4 protein-coding genes and 1 pseudogene are annotated in these 7,823 nt (G+C 70.1%); 3 read left to right on the top strand and 2 right to left on the bottom strand.

All coding sequences use genetic code 11. The features are described 5' to 3' along the window. A pseudogene (locus A4V12_RS38545) lies at nt 1–465 on the top strand (pentachlorophenol monooxygenase); the annotation flags it as partial. Nucleotides 466–676: 211 nt separating this feature from the next. On the opposite strand, the gene A4V12_RS10650 reads toward A4V12_RS38545, so the two are convergent. Together A4V12_RS10650 and A4V12_RS10645 are read right to left on the bottom strand one after the other, a co-directional pair. Further along, nucleotides 677–2,611, bottom strand: coding sequence for an FG-GAP-like repeat-containing protein (locus A4V12_RS10650; protein WP_159028849.1), 1,935 nt, complete (start codon nt 2,609–2,611; stop codon nt 677–679). 147 nt (nt 2,612–2,758) lie between these two features. After that, nucleotides 2,759–3,277 (bottom strand): hypothetical protein, encoded by a 519-nt coding sequence (locus A4V12_RS10645; protein WP_234372135.1) that lies wholly within the window; start codon nt 3,275–3,277, stop codon nt 2,759–2,761. Nucleotides 3,278–3,742: 465 nt separating this feature from the next. Here A4V12_RS10645 and A4V12_RS39455 point away from each other — a divergent pair, with 465 nt between their 5' ends. Beyond that, entirely contained in the window at nt 3,743–7,312 is a 3,570-nt protein-coding gene (locus tag A4V12_RS39455; RefSeq protein ID WP_267893186.1) for a hypothetical protein, read from the top strand. A 156-nt stretch (nt 7,313–7,468) separates the two neighbouring features. After that, nucleotides 7,469–7,612, top strand: coding sequence for a hypothetical protein (locus tag A4V12_RS39920; protein WP_423635801.1), 144 nt, complete (start codon nt 7,469–7,471; stop codon nt 7,610–7,612). Nucleotides 7,613–7,823: the final 211 nt, after the last annotated feature.

The following is a 7,823-nucleotide window of genomic DNA, read 5'->3' as shown; positions in this document are numbered from 1 at the left end:
CGCCGCCCCGCCGCCGCGCACGTCCTGGAGCTCAGCTCCCGGCCGTACCGGACGGGCCGCAGTCCGGAAGGGGGCAGCGAGAAGGCGCGTGACCGGGGCCGGCTCACCCATCTGCTGTCGGTGCACTACCGCGACAGCGCGCTGAGCACCGAGACCCGGGAGCGGCTCGCCGGGACCGCGGTCCGGGCGGGCGACCGCGTACCGGACCTGCCGTGCGGCACGGAGGACGGCCCGCGGCGGCTGCTGGAGCTGATGCGCGGCCCGCACTTCACCCTCCTCGCGGTGGACCGCACCCCGCCCCGCGTGCCGCCGGCCGTCGTCACGATCCGGGTGCCCGACGGCGAACTGGCGGAGGCGCTCGGCGCGGGCCTGTTCCTGGTCCGCCCCGACGGCCACATCGGCCTCGCCACCCAGGACCCCGCCCACCTCGACCGCTACCTGGCGAAGGTCGGGCTCACCGACTAGCGCGGACCCCCGGCCGCCGAAACGGCCCCGGCGCACCGGCGGGCGGCCCCCCCCCCCCGGCCCCCCCCCCCCCCCCCCCGCCCCCGGGCGAGGGCCGGCCCCCCCGACGGGCGCGCCCCCCCGCCCGCCAAACCGCCCCCGGCGCCCGGGGGGGCGCCCCGGGGGGGGCGCGGGGGCCGCACGCCGGTGTCCTCACCGGGTCGCCGCCGCGTCAGTTCGCGGTGACGAGGGAGACGTTGTCGAGGGTGACGGCCGTCTTGGCGGGGTTGCCACCGATCTCGAAGTTGAGCGATCCGGTGGTGGTGTCGATGGTGGACGTGAAGGTGTAGGTGTACCGCTTGAGGCCGGTGCCGAGGTCGACGACCTGGTCGAGGGTGGAGGTGTAGGGCTCCTCGCCGAGCTGGACGATGGCCCGGACCTGTGCGGCGGCCGACGCCTTGGCGTCGAACGTCAGGGTGTAGGTGCCGCCCTTGCGGAGGGTCAGCGCGCCCTGTCCGGCGATGGCTTCCCACGAGGCGGTGGTGTCCGCCTCGACGGTGGCGAGCAGCGTGCCGTCGGCGTGGACGATCGAGGCCCGCTCGGCGGCCCACCAGTCGTCGACGTTCGTGGTGAAGGTGCCGTTGCGGATCAGGTCGACGTACCGGACCGGCCCCGGGGTGACGACGGGAGCGCCGAAGCCGCCGTTGCCGTTCCCGGGGTAGGCGTAGACGCTGCCGTTGGTGTGGAGGGCGATCAGGTCGCCCTTCTTGTCGCCGTTGAAGTCGGCGCCGGACAGCAGACGCATGTTCTGCCAGCCGTCGCCGGTCTTCTTGGCCGCGTGGAAGGTGCCGTTGCCCTTTCCGGCGTACAGGTACAGGGTGCCGCTGTTGTGGACGGCGTAGAGGTCGGCCCTGTCGTCGTCGTTGAAGTCGCCGGCGACGAGCAGGCGCATGTTGGACCAGCCGGAGCTGGACAGCGTCCCCGCGGCGAAGTTCTTGCCGTTGCCCGGGTAGAAGAAGAGGTTGCCGTTGGTGTGGGCGGCGATCAGGTCGCCCTTCTTGTCGCCGTTGAAGTCGGCGGCGGCGACCAGACGTATCGCGCCCCAGCCGCTTCCGGCCACGGAGGAACCGCTCACCCCGCTCTTGCCGTTGCCCGGGTAGAGGTAGAGGTTGCCGTTGGTGTTGGCGGCGAGGATGTCGCCCTTGCCGTCACCGGTGAAGTCCGTGGCGGCCAGCAGCCGCATGCCGCTCCACTTGCCCTCGCTGACCTTGGCGCGCTTGCCGAACTTGCCCTTGCCGTCACCCGGCTGGACATAGAGGTAGTCGTCGGCGGCATCGATCGTGAGCAGATCGGCCTTGCCGTCACCGTTGAAGTCGGTGGCCGTCATCAGCTGCGACCACGACCGCCCCACGGTGGTGGCGATCCAGTCGGCCATGTCGTCCGTACGGGTGGCGACGGCGTCGGTGCGCGTCTCGGTCTCACCCAGGCACCCGCCCTGACGCGACCGGGTGGCCACACCCACCAGCTCGACGCGCCCCTCGGCCTCCCGCAGCAACGGCGCGCCGGTGTCGCCCTTGCACAGGGCGTCGGTCTCGGTGGCACCGCTCAAGGTGAGCTCGGTATCCGACACGGTGCCGGTCTTCATCGAAGCGGTGTGGGCCGTGCCGGGCACCCACTCGGTCCGGGTCCGGCCGAACCCGACCGCCTGCAGAACGTCCCCCTCCCCGGCCGGGGAAGCGGCCAGCCCGACCGGCGCCATGCCGGTGGCCGGCGTGGCCAGGCGCGCCATGACCAGATCGCGGGTCGGTGAAGGCACCAGCTCGACAACCTCGGCGACGTGCCCACCCGACCCGGTCAGCGAGCTGCGCCCGACGGTCGCGGTGGTCTTCAGGGTGGGCTTGCCCGGCGCGACGTTCGTGGGGGCCGCGGGATCGGTGGCGAAGCACGCCGCGGCGGTCAGCACCCACTGACCGTCGACCAGGGTGCCGGAGCAGGAGCGCGCGGTGGCGCCGTCACCGATGTGGAGCCGGGCCACAGCGGCCCGGGTGTCGGCGGGGGAATCGGGGCCGGTAGCGGCTGTGGCAGGCATACCGGTAAGGACGGTGGCGCCGGTGACGGCGGCAAGGGCCGCGGCGAGCACGGCGGAGCGGCTATGTGCACGGGACACGGTGGCAAAATTCCTGTCTAGGGGTACGGGCGCAGAGGGGTGGCAGAGAACCGGAAGTGGCGTCAGGCACCGAGCAACGCGGTGCGGACGGCGTGCGGCACATCTGCGGCCCGACTGCGGAAGGGTCTTCTGAGCGGCGGCCGGAGGTCAGCCGGTGACGCGCAGCTCGACCAGCGTCGTCATCGGCTTGCCGAGCCCCTGACCGACAGTCTTGAAGTCGTCCTTGGCGACGTTGACGGTCTGGGAGTCACCAGCGTCCGTGGTCAGCTTCGCCGACACCGGGTGGTCGGCAGTCTCGATGTAGAACACGCGCGGCACTTCGAGGGTGAGGAACCCGGACTTGGCGGTGGCCCGGAAACAGAACAGCTTGGGCTTGTCCTGCTCGTCGGGGCCACGGGTGACCTGGACGTTGATCTGTGCCTTGTCGGAGCTGTCGCAGTCGGCGAGGAGGATGTTGCCGTCACCACGGATCAGCTTGATCGTCTTCTGTTCGAGAATCTGCGCGGCGTTGGGGTAGTCGAACGTCTCGATGGCGTACGGCACCGGCGCGTCTGCCGCGGGCGCATCGACGGCGGGCGGCGAGGCGAGTGCGGGTACGGCGAGGGCCAGGGCAGCGGCCCCGGCGAGGGCGGCGCCAGCCATCAGCTTGCGGGCATGCGTGAACACGTGGGGCGTCCTTACAGGAAGCGGCTGCTTGGCAGCCGCGGATCGAACGACAGGGAACTCGCAGCGCCACACGCGGAGTTCAGACACTCATCAGCGAATCTCAGTTGATAAGAAACTACTCGCCCACAATGACTGTCAATTCGCCATAAGGTGAACTAGATCACCACTCTCCGGGTCGTTAATCCTGATCAAGGTCGGGTAGTGTGCGGCGAACTCGGACTGTGTGTACCCAGTCGCCCTCAGCGACCTCCGTTCCTGGCGCCACACGCCGCACACGCCGAGCGGGGGCGGGTCGCGTTCGCCTCTCTTGAACGCGAACATTCAGAACGTGCACTTCTCGACCGCTCCCTCGAACCGGCCTCCGGCGACGATGTGTCGCCGGCGATGAGATGAGTGATCTTGAGTCGAAGACTGCGTGCCCTCCGGCACGCGAGAAGGGCGTGGCGCACCCTGCGGGCGCTGTTGGTGAGCCTGTTGCCGGTTGCCTTGGTCGTGGGGCTGTTGGGCTCCGCACCGGCTCTGGCTGACGATGGTTTAGACGATGACGAGCGCCTGGTCAGCGCGATACCCGCCACCGACCGTGGCAAGGTCGTGGAACTCTGGAAGGAAGGCGGGCCCGGCGTCAAGGCTGCCGCCGAGGTTGCCCTCACCGGCAGCGACGCCGAGGTGAAGCACTTCCTTGACAAGGTTGCCCCTGGGCTTCAGGTCGATGACGACCGGGTTTCTGTGGCTCAGATCGCCACGGTGGGCGGCATCAACGTCCAGGCAGCGGCCCGCAAGGCGCTGTCGGGGTCCGACGCGGGTCTGCAGGCGTTTCTCAAGGACGGGTGGAAGCATCCGCTCGAGGAGGACCAGCGGCTCCGTGTCGCCCAGTTGATGGACGCCGGCGGGCCCGGTGTCCAGGAGGCCGGCAAGGCCGCGCTCAACGGGTCCGCCACCGACGTCCAGGCGTTCCTCAACAAGGGCCAGTACACGGCGCGTGAGGATGACGAACGGCTGCAGCTGGCCCAGATCCTGAGCACCGGCGGGCCGAACGTACGGGCCGCGGGCAAGATCGCCATGAGGGGCAGCCCGGCCGACATCCGCGAGTTCCTGGAGGTGGGCCAGCACATTGCTCGCGATCGGGACCGCGAGCACGCCACGATCGCCGAGCTCTCCGAGCAGGCCGTCGAGGCTGGGCGCCAGGCCCTGGTGGCGACCAAGGCCGCGGAGGAGACCTCCAAGCGCGCCATCGCGGCCGCGGCACTGGCCAAGACGGCAGCCGAGAAGGCGGCCAAGGAGACCGAGCTCGCGCGTAACGACGCGCTCAGCGCCGCCGCTGCGGCGGGCCGCGCGGCCAAGGCCGCCGACCAGGCCGCCTCCGCGGCCCAGCAGGCCATCAGTGCTGCACGCGCCGCCAACAACTCCGCCCGCATCGCCGCCAACGCCGCGGCCCAGGCCGCCTCGGCAGCCGCGGGCGCCGCGGGCGCCGCGTCAACCGCACGGGGTGCGGCGACCGCCGCCGCCGTCAACGCGAGCGACGCGTCCAAAGCACGTACCGCCGCGGAGAACGCGCGGTCCGCGGCACAGGGCGCCGACAAGGCGGCCGAGGCCTCCAACCAGGCCAGCATCGCCGCGGACCGCGCCGCGGACGCCGCCGACGCCGCCAGCCAGGCCGGCACCAACGCGCAGAACGCGGCCAGCGCGGCCAGGAGCGCCAGCGACTTCGCCGACCAGGCCGGTGTGCACTCCCAGACGGCCCGGCACGCCGCTGCCCGCGCCGACCGACAGGCCAAGGAGGCATCCCGGGCCGCCCAGGAGGCCAGGAACCTGGCCCGCAAGTCGGCGCAGGCAGCCCGGGACGCACGCGACGACGCCCGCTCGGCGGCCACGCACGCCCGCAACGCCGCCAAGGCGGCGGACGAGGCGGCCGAACACGCCGGTGACGCCGCGACGGCGGCCGCGCAGTCCACTGCTCACGCCAAGGCTGCCCAGGAGGCCGCCACCCGTGCGTCGGACGCGGTCGCCAAGGCCGTCAAGACCCACCAGTTGGCGCAGCAGATCGAGAAGGAGGACCGCGCCGAACGCGCGAACGCCGGCATGGAGAAGGCCATCGCCCTGGCCGACTCCACCGCTGCCTTCGACCATGCGCGTAAGGACGCAGTCAAGGAGGCGAAGGACCTGGAGGCCGAGGCCGGGAAGCTGGCCGCGGAGGTGAACACGCCCGGCGCCGACGCCAAGGATGTCGCCCTCAAGGCCCGCAAGATCGCTATCAGCGCGATGAAGGTTCGGGGCCCCTGGAGTCGTGCGGCCGCCGAGGTCGCCCTCGCGGGCACGGACAAGGACGTCACCGACTACATCCGCACCGGATGGGCCCAGGCCGCCCAGCAGGACGACCGCACCCGGGTCGAGACCCTTGGCCTCCTCTCGGAGATCGAACCGGTCCGGAACCAGGCGGTGACCGCGCTCTCCGGCGACGCCACCAAGATCACCTCCTTTCTGGAGAAGGGCCAGTACGCGGCGGCGTCCGACGCATTCCGCGTGCAGATCGCGCAGATCATCAGCAAGGGCGGACCCAACGTTCAGGAGAGCGGCCGCGCCGCCCTGAACTCGGGTTCCGAGGAGCACTACCGGCAGTTCCTCGTCACCGGGCAGTTCACCGCTCAGTACGACGACGACCGTCTCATCGCCGCAGCTCTCGCCGACATGGGCTCCACGGCACCCGACAAGTGCTCCGTCAGCGAAGCTACGGTCGCCGCCTGCATCGCCCTCAAGGCCCCGGCCCAGGCTCTGCACGAGTTCGCCGTCTCCGGCCAGTTCAAGGCCAAGCGCAAGGACCTGCTCGCGGCCACTCACGACCTGCAGATCAGCAAGCTCGTCCAGGACGCCGCCAAGATCGCGGCGACTGCGCAGGAGAACGCCGACCGGGCCCGAGCCGTCGCAGCCGACGCCCGCGATGCCGCCACTGAGGCCGACCAGTACCGCAAGCAGGCCGAGGCCTCGAAGAACAAGGCCGAGGGCTACGCCAAGCAGGCAGCCGAATCGGCGAAGAAGGCCACCGAGGCCGCCAACCGCGCAGCCGAGTCGGCGAAGAAGGCCACCGAGGCCGAGGCACAGGCCAGGCAGTCCGCCCGTGAGGCCAACCACTCTGCAGCCCTTGCTGAGTCATCCGCAGCTGCCGCGCGCGGTTCGGCCGACGCGGCCTGGTCCCACGCCAATGAGGCCAAGCAGTCGGCGATCGCGGCCGGTAAGGACTCGGAGGCGGCGGACAAGGCGGCGAAGGACGCACTCGCGGCATGGGTCACCAAGAGCCGCGAGGAGGCCGAAGCCGCCCTCAAGGAGGAGAACCGCAAGAACCTTGCCGCGCTGCAGGAGATGGAAGAAGCCTTTGCCGATGCGGCAGCTGACGCGGACACCAGTGTCTGGGACATGGTCTCTGGCGTCGGACACGTGCTGCTGGACGGCGTTGGGCTGATCCCGGCCGTCGGTGAGTTCGCCGACCTGGCAAACGCGGGCTGGTACGGCCTCGAAGGTGACGCGACCAACGCCTCGCTGTCCGCAGCCTCAGCAGTCCCGATAATCGGCTGGGGGGCCACCGGCGCCAAGTGGGGCAAGAAGGCATTCGTCGGCGCCGAAGCCTTCATGAAGGCCGAGCGGGCCAGCGGATCCGTGGCCCACATCTGGGCGAGCAATAAGAAGTTCCCTAACGTCAAAAATGCCCTGGAACATTGGAACAAGCACCGCGCTGAATTTCCCGAGCTCCAGAACGCCAAGCAGTACGTGGAGAAGGCTCACTACTATCGCCAGGCGGCTATGGATGCCAAACCCCCAGCCGGGTACCGCGTCTGGGAACGCGTCGACAAGAGCGGCAATCTCAACGGTTATGTCGTCTACGAGAAGAAATCCAATACTCTCGTCTCCTACGACAGTGGCGGTGTGCCGAAGAGCATGAACCGGCCGGCTCCGAAGAGTGCCAGCAACCCGAGAGGTTTCAACACCGACATGTGGCCCACGCTTGAGGACTACCTCAAGGCCCAAGGCCAGCGCGAGCGCTGAGGAACGAGGGAAAGCATGACCTCCGACATCCCACCGCCCCCCGGTCCCGACGAAGAGTCCGTCTGCCGGGTGTGCGGGTATGACGACGGTGACCTCTTCTGGGAAGACGGATGGCCTACCGCGCTCATTTGCGTGTGCTGCGGGAACGAATCGGACGTGTCCGACACAAGCCTCATGGGAGTCCGGAACTATCGAGGCTACTGGACGGGGCACGGTGCCGCATGGCACTCCCCCGCCTTCAAGCCCCAGGACTGGGACATCCTCGAGCAGTTGGCCCACATCCCCACGGAATGGCGCTAGGACCTGTGTCGAACGGGGGCGGGGTATCCGAACCGTTCAGGTTCGGGGCAGGGGCGGTGGTGCTCAATCTGGCGCCGCGGCGAAGCGAGTACGTGGCCTGTGCCGGCGGAGGCGTGGTTCTGAGTGCCGGCGAGACCAGCTTCATACGCCAGACGGATCGGTGGACCGTGAGCGAATTCAGCAGCCGGTCCACCGGGTAATGCCCGCACCC

The organism is Streptomyces noursei (assembly GCF_001646665.1).
Classification (GTDB): domain Bacteria; phylum Actinomycetota; class Actinomycetes; order Streptomycetales; family Streptomycetaceae; genus Streptomyces; species Streptomyces lavendulocolor.
Note: the sequence above shows the minus strand (reverse complement) of the source record. Positions and strands in the feature narration are given on the sequence as shown.